The sequence below is a fragment of the Sphingomonas sp. LM7 genome, assembly GCF_002002925.1.
In the GTDB taxonomy this organism is placed as follows: Bacteria; Pseudomonadota; Alphaproteobacteria; order Sphingomonadales; family Sphingomonadaceae; genus Sphingomonas.
Genome location: NZ_CP019511.1, coordinates 1,171,027 through 1,186,654, shown reverse-complemented (window position 1 = coordinate 1,186,654; position 15,628 = coordinate 1,171,027). Strand labels below are relative to the sequence as shown.

Here is a 15,628-nt window from a genome sequence, read left to right as displayed (position 1 = left end):
TCGACTTCGCTCGAAACGAACGGGGGAGGAGCCAGGCCTGCGGTTACGAAAGCGCCGCCTTCACCGCCGCGCTCGCCTTGCTCATGTCCAGCGTGGTCGCATGGCGCGCCTTGAGCTCGGCCATTACGCGGCCCATGTCCTTCATGCCGCTCGCGCCAAGCTCGGCCTTGATTGTCTCGATCGCCGCGGCGGTCTCTTCCGCGCTCATCTGCTTCGGCAAAAACCGCTCGATCACCGCCACCTCTGCGGCTTCGGCGTCGGCAAGCTCCTGGCGGCCGCCCTTGGTGTACATCTCGATCGATTCGCGGCGCTGCTTGACCATTTTCTGGAGCACTTCGACCACCAATGCGTCGTCGTCCTCGGGCGCCTTGCCGGTGCGCGCCTCGATGTCGCGATTCTTGATCGCCGACTGGATCAGGGTGATGGCGCCCCGGCTCGTCTTGTCACCGGCCTTCATGGCGGCGATCTGCGCGGCCTTGATGTCGTCGCGAATCATGCTGTCTCTCGATAAACGGAAAGCGCATACCCCTAGCCGATGCCGCGGCGTCCGTGAACCGGTTGACGTAAGGCGGGGAGGGGTCTAGCCGCCACGACTTAGCGACATCGTCACAAACCCAAATGGAGCGCCACCCTTAAATGGCCGAAGCCAAACCCATGTCTGCGCCTCCCGGAGCCACGGGAGTATTGGTACTGGCGTCGGGCGACGTGGTGTGGGGAAGGGGATTCGGTGCCGAGGGGCAGGCGGTCGGCGAAGTGTGCTTCCACACTGCGATGACCGGCTATCAGGAAATCATGACCGACCCGTCCTTCGCCGGGCAGATCATCAATTTCACCTTCCCGCACATCGGCAATGTCGGCGCCAACCCCGACGATGTCGAAGCCGACAATCCCCACGCGCTGGGGATGATCGTCCGCGAGGACGTCACCGAGCCGAGCAACTTCCGTTCGACCGAGCATCTCGACGCGTGGATGAAGAAGCACGCCCGGATCGGGCTGTCGGGGATCGACACCCGTGCGCTGACCAGGCGCATCCGCGCCGGCGGGGCGCCCAACGGCGTGATTGCGCATTCGGCTTCGGGCGAGTTCGACATTCCGCTGCTGCTCGAAATGGCGCGGGCGTGGCCGGGGCTGGAGGGCATGGACCTTGCCATTTCGGTCACCGCCGAGACCCATTTCGGCTGGGAAGGCGGCGTGTGGCGGCTCGGGTTTGGGTATGGAGACACAGGCTTCTCGACTTCGCTCGAAGCGAACGGAGAGGAGCGCGGCGCATCCAGTCAGCCGTTCGTTTCGAGCGAAGTCGAGAAACGCGCTTCCGAAAAGCCCCACATCGTCGCGATCGACTACGGCTCGAAGCACAACATTTTCCGCAATCTGGTCCAGGCCGGCGCCAAGGTGACCGTGCTCCCCGCCACCGCGACCTTCGAGCAGGCGATGAGCTTCGCGCCCGACGGCTTCTTCCTCTCGAACGGCCCGGGCGACCCCGCCGCGACTGCGGACTATGCCGTGCCGGTGATCCGCGCGATGCTCGACAGCGGCAAGCCGGTGTTCGGCATCTGCCTGGGCCACCAGCTGATGGCGCTGGCAGTGGGCGCGCAGACCAGCAAGATGTTCCAGGGCCATCGCGGCGCCAACCACCCGGTCAAGCGGCTGAGCGACGGCGCGGTCGAGATCACCAGCATGAACCACGGCTTCGCGGTGTTGAGCGAGACGCTGCCCGCGAACGCGCGCGAGACACATGTGTCGCTGTTCGACGGGTCCAATGCGGGCTTCGAACTGACCGACCGGCCGGCGTTCGCGGTGCAGTATCACCCCGAGGCGAGCCCGGGGCCGCAGGACAGCCTGTATCTGTTCGAGAAGTTCGTCGGAATGCTACAGTGAGCGACGAGGTGCCGACTTGGACACTCGACGAGCATCTTCGTCGTGGTGAGGAAGTCATAGGGTTACTTCCGACCGTTGAGGCAGATTATGCCCGCGTTTGCTTTCATTTGAACCCGGCTGACTACAATGAAGAGGAGCCGTGGAGCGAGGAAGCGTCCTACAATCAGATCGCTAAGCCATTGTTCGATGCCGCACGCCTGCCGCTCAGCGTGGACTATGTTGGCGGAACGAGCGGCATTGAAGCGTGGGAAAACGTGGTTCCTACGGTCGAATGGTTACACGAGCGCATTCCGGTGCTTGTTGGCCTCGCCGATAGGGCAGGCTTACAGTTTGGCGGATGGTCATTTGAACCGCGTGAACCGCGCGATATTTCATATTTTAGCTGCGGTCCGACACTCGATGTCGTGAATCGGTATTCACCAGAGGGACAGGCCGCGATTGACGATCTGATAGCCTCCAGCACGTCCAAGGCAGTCGACAAATAATGCCCAAACGCACCGACATCTCCTCCATCCTCGTCATCGGCGCGGGGCCGATCGTGATCGGCCAGGCGTGCGAGTTCGATTATTCGGGCACGCAGGCGATCAAGGCCCTCAAGGAAGAGGGCTATCGCATCGTCCTGGTCAATTCGAACCCGGCGACGATCATGACCGATCCCGAGCTGGCCGACGCGACTTATGTCGAGCCGATCACGCCGGCGATCGTCGCCAAGATCATCGAGAAGGAGCGCCCCGACGCGGTGCTCCCCACGATGGGCGGGCAGACCGCGCTCAACACCGCGCTGGCGCTGGCCAATGACGGCACGCTGGAGAAGTTCGGCTGCATCATGATCGGTGCGGACGCCGAGGCGATCGACAAGGCCGAGGACCGGCTGAAGTTCAAGGACGCGATGACCAAGATCGGGCTCGAAAGCGCCCGCAGCCACATTGCGCATACCGAAGCCGAAGCGCTGGCCGGGCTCGACCATGTCGGGCTGCCGGCGATCATTCGCCCGAGCTTCACCATGGGCGGATCGGGTGGCGGCATCGCCTATAATCGCGAGGAATTCCTGAGCATCGTCCGCTCGGGGCTCGATTTGTCGCCTACCACCGAAGTGCTGATCGAGGAATCGCTGCTCGGCTGGAAGGAATATGAGATGGAAGTCGTCCGCGACCGTGCGGACAATTGCATCATCATCTGCAGCATCGAGAATGTCGATGCGATGGGCACGCACACCGGCGACTCGATCACCGTCGCGCCGGCGCTGACGCTGACCGACAAGGAATACCAGATCATGCGCAATGCATCGATCGCGGTGCTTCGCGAAATCGGCGTCGAAACCGGCGGTTCGAACGTGCAGTTCGCAGTCAATCCGAAGGACGGCCGGCTGATCGTCATCGAGATGAACCCGCGCGTTTCGCGTTCGTCGGCGCTGGCTTCCAAGGCGACCGGCTTCCCGATCGCCAAGGTCGCGGCCAAGCTGGCGGTGGGCTATACGCTCGACGAGATCATGAACGACATCACCGGGGCGACTCCAGCGAGCTTCGAACCGACGATCGATTACGTCGTCACCAAGATCCCGCGCTTCGCGTTCGAGAAGTTCAAGGGCGCCGAGGCGACGCTCGGCACGGCGATGAAGTCGGTCGGCGAGGTCATGGCGATCGGCCGCAACATCCACGAATCGATGCAGAAGGCGCTGCGGGGTCTGGAGACCGGGCTGAGCGGCTTCAACCAGGTCGACCGGCTCGCCGGCGCGCCGCGCGACGTGATCGAGGCGGCGCTGGCCGTCCGCTCGCCCGACCGGCTGCTGATCGCGGCGCAGGCGCTGCGCGAAGGCTTCACTGTCGCCGAAGTGCAGGCACTGACCGCCTATGACCCGTGGTTCCTCGAACGCATCGCCGAGATTGTGGCAGCCGAGGAGCAAGTGTGCCGTGGCGGTCTGCCGCAGGATGCCCCGGGCATGCGCAAGCTCAAGTCGATGGGGTTCAGCGACAAAAGGCTCGCCTATCTCGCGCTCAAGTCGATGAACATGCGCGAGGGCACCGCCGCGATGGCGCGCAGCCATGGCCTGATCGGCGAGATCGCCAAGGCAATGACCGGCGGGGTGACCGAAGCTGATGTCCGGAAACACCGGCACAAGCTGGGCGTGCGCCCGGTGTTCAAGCGGATCGATACGTGTGCCGCCGAGTTCGACGCCAAGACGCCGTACATGTACTCGACCTATGAGGCGCCGAGCTTCGGCGAGCCCGAGAACGAGTCGATGCCCACCGATCGCAAGAAGATCGTCATCCTCGGCGGCGGTCCGAACCGGATCGGGCAGGGGATCGAGTTCGATTATTGCTGCTGCCACGCCTGCTTCGCGCTGGCGGACGCGGGCTATGAAACGATCATGGTCAATTGCAATCCGGAGACGGTGAGCACCGATTATGACACGTCGGACCGGCTCTATTTCGAGCCGCTGACTGCCGAGGACGTGCTCGAGATCCTCGAGGTCGAGAAGTCGAATGGCGAGCTGGTCGGGGTGATCGTCCAGTTCGGCGGACAGACTCCGCTCAACCTGGCGCAGGCGCTGGAGGATGCCGGCATCCCGATCCTCGGCACCTCGCCCGACGCGATCGACCTGGCCGAGGATCGCGAGCGCTTCGCCGATCTGGTCGCCAAGCTCGGGCTCAAGCAGCCCGCCAACGGCCTCGCCCGCAGCCGCGACGAAGCGGTGGCGGCGGCCGAGCGGATAGGCTTCCCGGTGCTGATGCGGCCGAGCTATGTGCTCGGCGGGCGGGCGATGGAGATCGTCGACACGCTCCAGCAACTCGACGATTATATCCAGACCGCGGTGCAGGTCTCCGGGGATTCTCCGGTCCTGATCGACCAGTATCTGCGCGACGCGATCGAAGTCGACGTCGATGCGATTGCCGATGGCGACGATGTCGTCGTCGCAGGCGTGCTCCAGCATATCGAGGAAGCCGGCGTCCATTCGGGCGACAGTGCCTGCTCGATCCCGCCTTATTCGCTGTCGGCCGAGATCGTCGCCGAGATCGAGCGCCAGACCGAGGCGCTGGCGCGCGCGCTCAAGGTCAAGGGGCTGATGAACATCCAGTTCGCAGTCAAGGACGGCGAAGTCTATCTTATCGAAGTCAATCCGCGCGCCAGCCGCACGGTGCCGTTCGTGGCGAAGGCGATCGGCATTCCCGTCGCCAAGATTGCCGCGCGGGTGATGGCCGGCGAGAAGCTCAAGAATCTGCCGAAGATCGACCGCGACATCGATTATATTGCAGTCAAGGAAGCGGTGTTCCCCTGGGCGCGCTTCCCGGGCGTCGATCCGGTGCTCTCACCGGAAATGAAATCCACCGGCGAAGTCATGGGCATCGATCGCGATTTCGCTACGGCCTTCGCCAAGGCGCAGCTGGGCGCCGGGACGGTGCTGCCGTCGTCGGGGACGTTGTTCGTCAGCGTCAAGGCCAGCGACAAGGCTGTGGTGCTCCCCGGGGTGCGGATCCTCGCCGGTCTGGGCTTCAAGATCATCGCTACCAGCGGCACCGCCGATTTTCTGGAGGCCGAGGGCATAACGGTGGAGCGGGTCAACAAGGTCGCGCAGGGCCGGCCGCATATCGTCGACCGGATCCAGGACGGCGATGTCGCGCTGATCTTCAACACCACCGAGGGCTGGCAGTCGCTCAAGGACTCAGCGAGCATCCGCGCCACCGCGATGGCGCAGAAGATCCCGTATTTCACCACGGCGCCGGCCAGCGTGGCGACGGCGCGGGCGATCGAGGCGCTCGGCCTGCACAGCCTCGACGTGCAGCCGCTGCAGGCGTTCTACGCGGGGCGAAGCTAGATCGTCATCCCGGCGAAAGCCGATATCGTGCCACGGACTGCGCCTTTGCCCGACATCCCGGCGTTCCGCGGGATGACGGAAAGGCGACGAATTGCGGCGTCAATCGGGCAGGCGCTTGATGTTTGTCCCTTGCAGTCTTATTATTCGCACTCGCACAATTGAACTCCCCCAACTGATGTTAATGTGCGGGCGTACCCGAATGTGGGACGCTTGGGGATCGAGGCGTTTAAGGGACGGGATGTAATGGCGACGGTCGAGAAGATGCCGATGCTCAAGGAGGGCTACGAGAAGCTCACCGCAGAGCTGAAGCGCCTCAAAACGGAGCGCCCGCTGATCGTGGACGCGATCGAGGAAGCGCGCGCGCATGGCGATCTTTCGGAAAACGCCGAATATCATGCTGCCAAGGAGCAGCAGGGCCAGAACGAAGCGACGATCTCGGACATCGAAGGCAAGCTCAGCCGCGCCCAGATCATCGATCCCAAGGACCTGTCGGGCGACAAGGTCGTCTTCGGCGCGACGGTGACGTTGCTCGACGAGGACGACAAGCCGATCCGTTACCAGATCGTCAGCGAGACCGAGGCGGACGCCAGCAAGGGCCGCATCTCGTATAATTCGCCGATCGGTCGCGCGCTGATCGGACGCAAGGTCGACGAGGAAGTCGAAGTGTCGGTTCCGGCCGGCGACCGCTATTACGTCGTCTCCAAGATCGAGTTCATCTGAACGGAATCCATCTCCCGCCGGGTCGCTTCACCGACGCGCTGGTTGCGCTGTCGGTGTTTGCGCTCGTCTTCGTGGGCGCGGTGCTCGGGTTCGAGGCGGCCGCGATCGGCTTCGGCTTCGTGCCGCTGGAATTTTCGAGCGGCGCGTGGAACAGCGACGTGGCGCGCGCCTTGCTCTCCCCGCTGGCATCGCTTTTCATTCCGCCGGATGCGATCTCGGCGATCTTCAACCTCATTTTCCTCCTCATCGCGGGCCGATATGTCGAGCGCGCGATCGGGCCGGCCGGGCTGATCGCGACCTTCGTCGTTTCCGGCTATTGCGGCGCGCTCGGGCGATTGCTGCTGACGCCGCAATCGCCGATCCCCAGCGCCGGCATGGACCCCGCATTGTTCGGGGTGATCGGCTGCTATTTCATGCTGTACGGCGTGCCCGAGGCGCTGCCGACGTGGCGGCGCTTCGGCCGGGCGGGGCAGATCGCCAGCCTGGCGCTGATCTGGATCGGCATCCAGCTGGCATTCGCGCTAGCGTCTCAGCGCTTCGATCCCTCGACGAGCCTCGTGGCGCCGATCTTCGGCCTGGTCGCGGGTATCGTCATCGCGCGGCCGCTGTTGGCGTGGCGCTATCGCGGCGCGTGACCGGGATGTTCGGGTAAGGCGAGCGAAAATGAGTCGGTTGACTGCCACCGGGGCGATCGCACTGGCGACGGTGACGGTCAGCGTGGTGGTGATGCTCGCGCCCGAAACGATCGATGTGCCGATGCGCGCCGGGTTCATCCCCGCGCGGCTCAGCGGGGTCGAGACCGACTATGCGGCCATTCCGACATGGTTGACGCCGCTCAGCTCGGCCTTCGTCCATGCCGGGGTACTGCATCTGTTCAGCAATTTGCTGATCCTGCTCTTCACCGGCTGGCAATGCGAACGCGCGGTGGGCGCGCGCGGGATCGCGATCCTCTATCTGGTCGGGGCGTATGCGGCTGCGTTTGCGCAGTGGCTGCCGGAGCCTATGGCGATCACGCCGATGGTGGGCGCAAGCGGGGCAGCTTCGGCGGTATTCGGCGCCTATTCGCTGCTGTTCGCGCGGTCGCGCGCGATTGCGCTAGGGCCGATCCCGGCGCTGGCGATCCAGGCGCTATGGCTCGCGGCCGCCTGGGCCGGCGTGAACCTGCTGGCAGCCTACGCCCTCCGGCTGGAGGGCATCGCGATCGCGGCGGCGGCGCATATCGGCGGATTCGTCGCCGGTCTGGTGCTCGCCAGGCCACTGCTCAAGTGGCGCTGGCGCAGGACCTGAGGCGAGCTCAGGCCGCCGGCTTGTCCAGATCGGGCTCGAGCAGCCGGTGCAGATGCACCACGACATAGCGCATCTCGGCATCGTCGACGGTGCGCTGCGCGGCGGCACGCCACGCCTTTTCAGCGCTGGCATAATCGGGGAACACCCCGACCACGTCGAGCTTGGACGGATCGGCGAAGTCGAGCGTCTGGGGATCGGTCACGCGACCGCCGAAGACGAGGTGCAGCTTGCTCATGGAAACTCCTGGGGAGAGCGATTTGACACTGCCCTTACCGGGCAAAACCTTAACCGCTCAACCCCGATCTCATCCTTAGGCCTTCTGGCCGGCGCTCTTCGCGGCGTCGAGGATGTTGCCGAACAGCGCAGTCACCTTTTCTTTGGTGGCGTCGCGGCCGGGGAGGAGCGTATCGATCTCCTGCCGGCCGGCGTCCTTTACCGCCTGGGCGGTGCTGGTGACGCGGTCGGCGATCTGGCGGCCGACGGGTGCGAGCAGCTCGCGCTCCTTCGCGGCGCGGGGGAGCAGCACGCCGACCAGCACGCCGAGCGCGACGCCGCCGGCGAGCAGAGCGGCGGGATTATCGCCGATGCTCTCCACTGCATCGCGTGCACGGCCCTTGCTGGTGTCGTTTGCGGCGGCGCCGGACTGCGCATTGCTGCTGGGAGTAGTCATTTGGACGGTCCTTTCTTCGCGGGCTTCGCGGATGTCTTGGTGCTCAAACCATCGGCAGCGGGGGCGGTTTCATTGCGACGGCGAAGCATGTCGGCGATCCAGCCGCGGGCGAATACCAGCCCGACCGTCCCGGCGATCGCTGCGGCGGCGAAGGGGCGGGCGCGTACGGCTTCCGCGCCCTTGCGCGCAGTGGAGGCGACACCCTGTGCGGCGGTCTCGACGGCGTTCTGCGCGAGGTTTGACGGCTTCAGCCGCTCCTGCACCTCGCCCAGCGTCTCGAACAGCCGCGAGCGCGCGGCCTGGACCTGTGCCTCTGCAGCAAGGATTTCCGGATCGCTGCTCATGGCTTGCTACCGAACAGGCGCTGAATGCGCTTATAGGCGAGCCAGCCTAGCAGGGCGGACACTGCCAGTGCGGCGACGATGACGATCAACGTTGCCCAGCCGGGCCCTACCAGGGGCGCCAGCGACAGGATTAGGCCGACGAGCAGTGCAGTGACCGTGCAAAGGGCGATTACCAATGCCGCTGCACCGAGGATCAGTCCGCCCTTGGCCTCGCCGAGCTTGCTAGCCGCGAGCGTGCGGTAATAGCCGATTTCGGCGCGGGCATAGCCTTTGCCGTCCTCGACCAGCCGCCCGATCAGCGTGCCGATGCTTTCTTCCTGTTCTTCTGGTGCCACCCCCCGGTGCTCCCTCAGGCGTCTTTGGGCGGCGTAGAGGCCGCATCGACGCCCGACTTGATCAGGCGCGCGAGTACGAAGCCGACTGCGGCGGCCGCGCCGACGGCGATCACCGGGCTTTTCTTCACGAGTTCGGTCGCGTCGGTGATGAGATCATCGACTTCCTTGCCGCGCAGGCTGTCGGCAAAGCTCGAAATACCCTGGGCGGCCGATCGGGCATATTTGCCATATTCCTCGCCGAGCCGCGCATCGACGTCGAGCGCGGCGCCTTCGAACATCTTGGCGACCTCGTCGAGCGCGGTCGTCGCGCGTTCCTTGCCCTGGCCGGCATATTCGCGGGCGCGGTCGGCAGCCTGGCTGCCGAGCTTCGACGCCTCGTCCTTGAGCTGCTGAGTCGCGCCGGGCTTGGCTGGACCCGTATCGTCAGGCGTCTCGAAGTTGATCGCCGGGCGGGTGTCACCGTTGGCGGTGTCGGGCGCGCTGGTCCCGGTGGTGTTCGGAGCGGTTGCGTCGGAATTCTTTTCGTCAGCCATGACTTGGGCCCTTTCTGTTTCAAGGCAGAGAACCATGGCCACCTGCGCCGGTTCCATCCTCTGCGTTGCCCGGGGGCGCCGGAGCGGTTAGAGGCTCGCGCGCGCCCTTGGGCAATCCAGATATACCCTAAGTAGGGAGACCGTTACGTGACCGCAATCATCGACATCCATGCCCGCCAGATCCTCGACAGCCGGGGGAACCCCACCGTCGAGGTGGATGTGCTGCTGGAGGACGGCAGTTTCGGCCGCGCCGCAGTGCCATCGGGCGCCTCCACTGGCGCGCACGAAGCCGTGGAGAAGCGCGACGGCGACAAGTCGCGCTGGCTCGGCAAGGGCGTCGAAGGCGCGGTGCAGGCCGTGAACAGCGAGATCGCCGAGGAAGTGCTGGGGCTCGACGCCGAGGACCAGGCCGATCTCGATCGCGCGATGATCGAACTGGACGGCACCGAGAACAAGGGCCGGCTGGGCGCGAATGCGATCCTGGGCGTCAGCCTCGCCGCAGCCAAGGCGGCTGCCGATGCGCGTGGCCTGCCGCTCTACCGCTATGTCGGCGGGGTCAACGCGCACGTCCTGCCGGTGCCGATGATGAACATCATCAACGGCGGCGAGCATGCCGACAACCCGATCGACTTCCAGGAATTCATGATCGTGCCGGTGGGTGCCGAGAATATCGTCGAGGCCGTGCGCTGCGGCTCGGAGATCTTCCATACGCTCAAGAAGAAGCTGCACGAGAAGGGCCTGGCGACCGGCGTAGGCGACGAGGGCGGCTTCGCGCCGAACATCGCGAGCACGACCGAGGCGCTGGACTTCATCATGTCGAGCATCGAGGCGGCGGGCTACAAGCCGGGCGACGACGTGATGCTCGCGCTCGATTGCGCTGCGACCGAATATTACAAGGACGGCGCCTATAAGATGGTGGGCGAGGGCAAGACGCTCTCTTCGCTCGAGAATGTCGATTTCCTCGCCGGGCTGGCGGCGAAATACCCGATCTTCTCGATCGAGGACGGCATGGCCGAGGACGATTGGGAGGGCTGGAAGGCGCTCACCGACGCGATCGGCGGCAAGGTTCAGCTGGTCGGCGACGATCTGTTCGTCACCAACCCCAAGCGCCTCAAGCGCGGCATCGACGGTAGCTATGCCAATTCGCTGCTGGTGAAGGTCAACCAGATCGGCACGCTGACCGAGACGCTGGAGGCGGTCAGCCTCGCGCAGCGTTCGTCCTACACCGCGGTGATGTCGCACCGCTCGGGCGAGACCGAGGACGCGACGATCGCCGACCTCGCCGTCGCCACGAACTGCGGTCAGATCAAGACGGGTTCGCTGGCGCGTTCGGACCGGCTCGCCAAGTACAACCAGCTCATCCGCATCGAGGAAGAACTGGGCGACGCTGCGCGCTATGCGGGGCGCTCGGTGCTCAAGGGCTGATCCATTTTGCCACCCCGGCCTTGTGCCGGGGTGGCGCGGCATTTCTCTGGCCGCCGGGCGGCTAAGTGAAAGTGCGGCCTTGATTAACGGGCGTGGTTACGCGAGAATCAACCTATGTCGCGCAACTCTCCGATCCGTACCCTGTTGCGCCGCGCGGGGCTTCCCGCCGCGGTGCTGATCGCTGTCGGCTTTTTCGGATACAATGCGGTTCTGGGCCCGACCGGCGTGGTCGCGGCCAAGGAGTTCAAGGCCGAGTTGGCGCAGAAGAACGTCGAATATGCGGCGCTCGCCAAGAAGCGCGCAGAGCTGAAGAACCGCGTCGAGTTGCTCGATCCCAAGCGTGGCGCCGATCCCGACATGGTCGATGAACTGGTGCGCAAGCAGCTCAACGTTGCGCGTCCCGACGAAGTGATCGTCCCGCTGGACAAATAATAGTCGCTGCGCTGCGGCGCGAACTCTCCCATTGTAACAAAATCATGGTACGCATGCCTGTCATCCTGGAGGCGTTTCCCATGTTGCTGTCGAAGCATTTCGCGATTCTGTCGATCTCCTGCCTCGCTGCTGCCGGCCCGGCATATGCGCAGAGTGCGCCCGACCTGGCCGACCTGGTCGGCGCCCGCGCCGCCGGTGGCGAGACGCAGCTCGAGGCGCGCGGCTATCAATTCGTCACCACCAACACGGTGCGCGACACCAAATGGTCGTTCTGGTGGGGTGATCGGCAGCGCCAGTGCATCTCGGTTGCGACGAGCAACGGGCGCTATGGCGCGATCCAGCAGGTCCCCGAGGCGAATTGCAACCAGCAGCCGGCGCGACCACCGCGGCCCGACCGGCCGGTGGCCGATCGTCCGCGTCCAGACCAGGACGACGGTTATGGCGATCGCGGCGGGCCTTCGCTGACGTTGATCTGCTACGGCGCCGGCAGCGCCCCCGCTGCGCAATTCCAGTCGGGCTATGTCTATAATTCGCGCACGCACCGCTACGAGCCGCAATATGGCACGACGTTGGGCCGCGAAGGCTTCGCGTCGGACGTGCAGATCGAGATCTGGCATGGGCGCGGGCGCATCCACCTGGGCGGCAAACTGGTCTCTCCGATCCATTCGGGCGGGCAGAATGGCTGGTGGGACCTGAGCGACCTCGTCGTCACGCCCGACCGGATTACCGGCGGCTACCGGCTCAACGGAATGAACAAGCCGCGCGTCGAGATCGACCGGCGAACACGGCAGATCCGGATCCGTGCCGCGACCAACTTCGTTGGCCGTTGCGATGTCGGCGATTGGCGCGGCGGCGGCGGGTTCTGACCGACACCGTCGTGGCTCAGGCGAGCAGCGGCGCGATCAATATGATTGCGATGACGCACTCGACCATGCCGACCGTGGCGACCCAGAAGCCGCGAAGCAGCGAGATGCCGAGTTCGCGCGAAAACCAGCGCGTCTGAAGGCTGCCATACCAGAGCAAGGCCGCGACGATCAGCGCGAAACCGACGGGCCGGAGCTGTGGCCAAGGCAATTGCGTGGCGATGCTGCCGAGACCCAGCAGCAGCGCGAACATCCCAGCCGGATAGCATTGGCTATAAAAGGGCTGCCGCAAGGTGTCGCGGGTCAGCGCGCTCTTCTGCTTGCGGATCAGGCGCACGGCCATCAGCAGCGGGAAGATGCTGAACACCAGCAGCCGCATCAGCAGCAGCGTCGTATCGTCAGTAATCAGGCTGGCTAAGCCGGTCTTGTCGGCGACGAGGCTACTCTGGCCGAGCACCGTCAGCTCTACGACGTGGCTGAGAATCAGCGTCAGCAGCAGGAACAGCGGCGGGCTGAGCGTATCGGTATATTGCTGCTCGACGCTGTCGTGCAGCTCGGCGTCCGAATAGGCCATCATCGCCCACGGATGGCGGAGCGTACGCCACAGCGTTAGCGGATAGAAGACGAGCCAGCTCATCACTTCGTAGAGCAAGTCGTCGAGCGACTTCAGCAGCTGCAGGAACCCCATGGTGCGCTTGGAGCATAGATTTTTCGCGGTGCCTATCGTTGCTGGTCCGTGTCCAACCATGAACGTCGGTCTTTCCCGCGCGTTGACGTTGCGTCGGGGCGGGGAAGGCGCTTATAGGCCCCCCATTCACCTCCCCCGGGCATGAGGATTTCCTGTGGCCAAAGCACCGGCACGAAAAGCTTCCACCGAACCTGCGGTACCGAACCGCGAACGTCCGAACGAACCAGAGCGGTTCAACGCCTCCAAGGAGGAGCTGCTCGGCTTCTACAAGCAGATGCTGCTGATCCGCCGCTTCGAGGAGAAGGCTGGCCAGCTTTACGGCCTCGGCTTCATCGGCGGCTTCTGCCACCTCTATATCGGCCAGGAGGCCGTTGCGGTCGGCCTGCAGTCGGCGCTCGACGGCGACAAAGATTCGGTGATCACGGGTTATCGCGATCACGGCCACATGCTTGCCTATGGCATCGATCCCAAAGTGATCATGGCCGAGCTGACGGGGCGCGGGGCAGGCATCAGCCGCGGCAAGGGCGGCTCGATGCACATGTTCTCGACCGAGAAGAAGTTCTACGGCGGCCATGGCATCGTCGGTGCGCAGGTCTCGCTGGGTACGGGCCTCGCCTTTGCGCACAAGTATAATGAGGACGGCGGCGTCGCGATGGCCTATTTCGGCGACGGCGCGTCGAACCAGGGCCAGGTCTATGAATCGTTCAACATGGCCGAGCTGTGGAAGCTCCCGATCATCTATGTGATCGAGAACAACCAGTACGCGATGGGCACCTCGGTCAACCGGTCGTCCTCGGAGGATCAGCTCTACAAGCGTGGCGAGAGCTTCCGCATCCCCGGCATCCAGGTCGACGGCATGGACGTGCTCGCCTGCCGCGGCGCCGCCGAGGAAGCGCTGGCCTGGGTCCGCGCGGGCAAGGGCCCGATCATCCTCGAGATGAAGACCTATCGCTATCGCGGCCACTCGATGTCCGACCCGGCCAAGTATCGCAGCCGCGAGGAAGTCCAGTCGGTCCGCGACAAGTCCGACCCGATCGAAGCGGTCAAGCGCGAGCTGGATGCGCTCGGCGTCAAGGAAGACGAGCTCAAGGCGCTCGAGCAGGAAATCCGGAAAGTCGTGAACGAATCCGCCGATTTCGCCGAGCAGACCCCCGAACCCGACCCCGCGGAACTATACACCGACGTGCTGGTGGAGACCTATTGAGATGGCGATCGAACTCAAGATGCCGGCGCTGTCGCCGACCATGGAAGAGGGCACGCTCGCCAAGTGGCTCGTCAAGGAAGGCGACACGGTGAAGTCGGGCGACATCCTTGCCGAGATCGAGACCGACAAGGCGACGATGGAATTCGAGGCGATCGACGAAGGCACGATCGCGTCGATTCTGGTCGCCGAGGGCACCGATAACGTGAAGGTCGGCACGGTGATCGCGACAATCGCGGCCGAGGGCGAGGACGCGTCGCCTGCACCGACTCCGGCGCCCGCTGCCGAGGCGCCGAAGGCCGAAGCGCCTGCCGCAGAGCAGAAATCCGCCGAGTCCGAAGCACCGGCGCCCAAGAAGGCCGAAAGCGGCACCGCACAGCTCGCCAGCGACAAGGCGGCGACCGTTGCCGATCCGGCGATCCCGGAGGGCACCGAGATGGTCAAGACGACTGTCCGCGAGGCATTGCGCGATGCGATGGCCGAGGAAATGCGCAAGGACGAGCGCATCTTCGTGATGGGCGAGGAAGTCGCTGAATATCAGGGCGCCTACAAGGTAACCCAGGGCCTGCTCGACGAGTTCGGAGCCAAGCGCGTGATCGATACGCCGATTACCGAATATGGTTTTGCCGGCATCGGCACGGGCGCGGCGATGGGCGGGCTCAAGCCGGTCATCGAGTTCATGACGTTCAACTTCGCGATGCAGGCGATCGATCACATCATCAACTCGGCTGCGAAGACCAATTACATGTCGGGCGGCCAGATGCGCTGCCCGATCGTGTTCCGCGGCCCTAACGGCGCGGCGAGCCGCGTCGGCGCGCAGCACTCCCAGAACTACGGCCCGTGGTACGCCAGCGTTCCCGGCCTGATCGTGATCGCGCCGTATGACGCGGCCGACGCAAAGGGCCTGCTCAAGGCGGCGATCCGCAGCGAAGACCCGGTCGTGTTCCTCGAGAACGAGCTGCTCTACGGTCGCAGCTTCGAAGTGCCCAAGCTCGACGATTACGTCCTGCCGATCGGCAAGGCGCGTATCGTGCGTGCGGGCAAGGACGTGACGATCGTGTCCTACTCGATCGGCGTCGGCCTCGCGCTCGAAGCCGCCGAGACGCTGGCGGGCGAGGGGATCGAAGCCGAGGTCATCGACTTGCGCACGCTGCGCCCGCTCGACACCGCGACGGTGCTCGAGAGCCTGAAGAAGACCAACCGTATGGTCGTGGTCGAGGAAGGCTGGCCGACCTGCTCGATTTCGTCGGAGATCATCGCAGTGGCGATGGAGCAGGGCTTCGACGACCTCGACGCGCCGGTGCTGCGCGTCACCAACGAGGACGTGCCGCTGCCTTATGCGGCCAATCTCGAGAAGCTGGCACTGGTCGATGCGGCGCGCGTGGTCGCCGCGGTGAAGAAGGTTACTTACAAGGGTTGAGCGGCGAGCGGGGCGCCT

18 protein-coding genes are annotated in these 15,628 nt (G+C 64.8%); 11 read left to right on the top strand and 7 right to left on the bottom strand.

What is annotated here, in order from left to right:
- Nucleotides 1-43 precede the first annotated feature (43 nt).
- Nucleotides 44-496: a GatB/YqeY domain-containing protein gene (locus tag BXU08_RS05530; protein ID WP_077509176.1), complete on the bottom strand. Its 453-nt coding sequence runs from the start codon at nt 494-496 to the stop codon at nt 44-46.
- Between the two features lie 140 nt (nt 497-636).
- Here BXU08_RS05530 and carA point away from each other — a divergent pair, with 140 nt between their 5' ends.
- From carA to BXU08_RS05505, 6 genes are all read left to right on the top strand, one after another.
- A complete protein-coding gene (gene carA / locus BXU08_RS05525; RefSeq protein ID WP_077509175.1) occupies nt 637-1,878 on the top strand; it encodes a glutamine-hydrolyzing carbamoyl-phosphate synthase small subunit in 1,242 nt (413 codons plus the stop codon).
- Nucleotides 1,875-2,363, top strand: coding sequence for a hypothetical protein (locus BXU08_RS19500; RefSeq protein ID WP_150125423.1), 489 nt, complete (start codon nt 1,875-1,877; stop codon nt 2,361-2,363). The genes carA and BXU08_RS19500 overlap by 4 nt, the downstream gene beginning before the upstream one ends.
- On the top strand, nt 2,363-5,692 hold the full coding sequence (gene carB, locus BXU08_RS05520; protein WP_077509174.1) for a carbamoyl-phosphate synthase large subunit: 3,330 nt from the start codon (nt 2,363-2,365) through the stop codon (nt 5,690-5,692). Before BXU08_RS19500 ends, carB begins: the two co-directional genes overlap by 1 nt.
- Nucleotides 5,693-5,935: 243 nt before the next feature.
- Nucleotides 5,936-6,412 carry a transcription elongation factor GreA gene (greA, locus tag BXU08_RS05515; RefSeq protein WP_077509173.1) on the top strand — a complete coding sequence of 159 codons (477 nt, stop codon included), beginning with the start codon at nt 5,936-5,938 and terminating at the stop codon, nt 6,410-6,412.
- A 53-nt stretch (nt 6,413-6,465) separates the two neighbouring features.
- Nucleotides 6,466-7,047 (top strand): rhomboid family intramembrane serine protease, encoded by a 582-nt coding sequence (locus BXU08_RS05510; protein WP_171982432.1) that lies wholly within the window; start codon nt 6,466-6,468, stop codon nt 7,045-7,047.
- Between the two features lie 28 nt (nt 7,048-7,075).
- On the top strand, nt 7,076-7,699 hold the full coding sequence (locus tag BXU08_RS05505; protein ID WP_077509171.1) for a rhomboid family intramembrane serine protease: 624 nt from the start codon (nt 7,076-7,078) through the stop codon (nt 7,697-7,699).
- Nucleotides 7,700-7,706: 7 nt separating this feature from the next.
- Here BXU08_RS05505 and BXU08_RS05500 read toward each other — a convergent pair whose 3' ends face one another.
- From BXU08_RS05500 to BXU08_RS05480, 5 genes are all read right to left on the bottom strand, one after another.
- The gene (locus BXU08_RS05500) at nt 7,707-7,934 is read right to left on the bottom strand and encodes a DUF4170 domain-containing protein (RefSeq protein ID WP_077509170.1); all 228 of its coding nucleotides are present in this window, start codon (nt 7,932-7,934) and stop codon (nt 7,707-7,709) included.
- A gap of 75 nt (nt 7,935-8,009) precedes the next feature.
- A complete protein-coding gene (locus BXU08_RS05495; RefSeq protein ID WP_253190516.1) occupies nt 8,010-8,369 on the bottom strand; it encodes a hypothetical protein in 360 nt (119 codons plus the stop codon).
- A complete protein-coding gene (locus tag BXU08_RS05490) occupies nt 8,366-8,713 on the bottom strand; it encodes a DUF3618 domain-containing protein (RefSeq protein WP_077509169.1) in 348 nt (115 codons plus the stop codon). The genes BXU08_RS05495 and BXU08_RS05490 overlap by 4 nt, the downstream gene beginning before the upstream one ends.
- Entirely contained in the window at nt 8,710-9,048 is a 339-nt protein-coding gene (locus BXU08_RS05485) for a phage holin family protein (protein WP_077509168.1), read from the bottom strand. Before BXU08_RS05485 ends, BXU08_RS05490 begins: the two co-directional genes overlap by 4 nt.
- A gap of 14 nt (nt 9,049-9,062) precedes the next feature.
- Nucleotides 9,063-9,581 carry a hypothetical protein gene (locus BXU08_RS05480; RefSeq protein ID WP_077509167.1) on the bottom strand — a complete coding sequence of 173 codons (519 nt, stop codon included), beginning with the start codon at nt 9,579-9,581 and terminating at the stop codon, nt 9,063-9,065.
- Between the two features lie 147 nt (nt 9,582-9,728).
- Here BXU08_RS05480 and eno point away from each other — a divergent pair, with 147 nt between their 5' ends.
- The 3 genes from eno to BXU08_RS05465 all read left to right on the top strand — a co-directional run bounded on the left by eno (nt 9,729) and on the right by BXU08_RS05465 (nt 12,304).
- On the top strand, nt 9,729-11,006 hold the full coding sequence (eno, locus tag BXU08_RS05475; RefSeq protein WP_077509166.1) for a phosphopyruvate hydratase: 1,278 nt from the start codon (nt 9,729-9,731) through the stop codon (nt 11,004-11,006).
- A 114-nt stretch (nt 11,007-11,120) separates the two neighbouring features.
- Entirely contained in the window at nt 11,121-11,438 is a 318-nt protein-coding gene (locus tag BXU08_RS05470) for a septum formation initiator family protein (protein WP_077509165.1), read from the top strand.
- Between the two features lie 80 nt (nt 11,439-11,518).
- Entirely contained in the window at nt 11,519-12,304 is a 786-nt protein-coding gene (locus tag BXU08_RS05465) for a hypothetical protein (RefSeq protein ID WP_171982431.1), read from the top strand.
- A 16-nt stretch (nt 12,305-12,320) separates the two neighbouring features.
- Here the strand turns inward: BXU08_RS05465 and BXU08_RS05460 are convergent, their stop codons facing one another.
- A complete protein-coding gene (locus BXU08_RS05460) occupies nt 12,321-12,989 on the bottom strand; it encodes a hypothetical protein (RefSeq protein WP_077509163.1) in 669 nt (222 codons plus the stop codon).
- Nucleotides 12,990-13,143: 154 nt separating this feature from the next.
- Here BXU08_RS05460 and pdhA point away from each other — a divergent pair, with 154 nt between their 5' ends.
- On the top strand, nt 13,144-14,193 hold the full coding sequence (gene pdhA, locus BXU08_RS05455; protein ID WP_077509162.1) for a pyruvate dehydrogenase (acetyl-transferring) E1 component subunit alpha: 1,050 nt from the start codon (nt 13,144-13,146) through the stop codon (nt 14,191-14,193).
- 1 nt (nt 14,194) lies between these two features.
- Complete coding sequence (locus BXU08_RS05450) at nt 14,195-15,610, top strand: pyruvate dehydrogenase complex E1 component subunit beta (RefSeq protein ID WP_077509161.1); 1,416 nt, start codon at nt 14,195-14,197, stop codon at nt 15,608-15,610.
- Nucleotides 15,611-15,628: the final 18 nt, after the last annotated feature.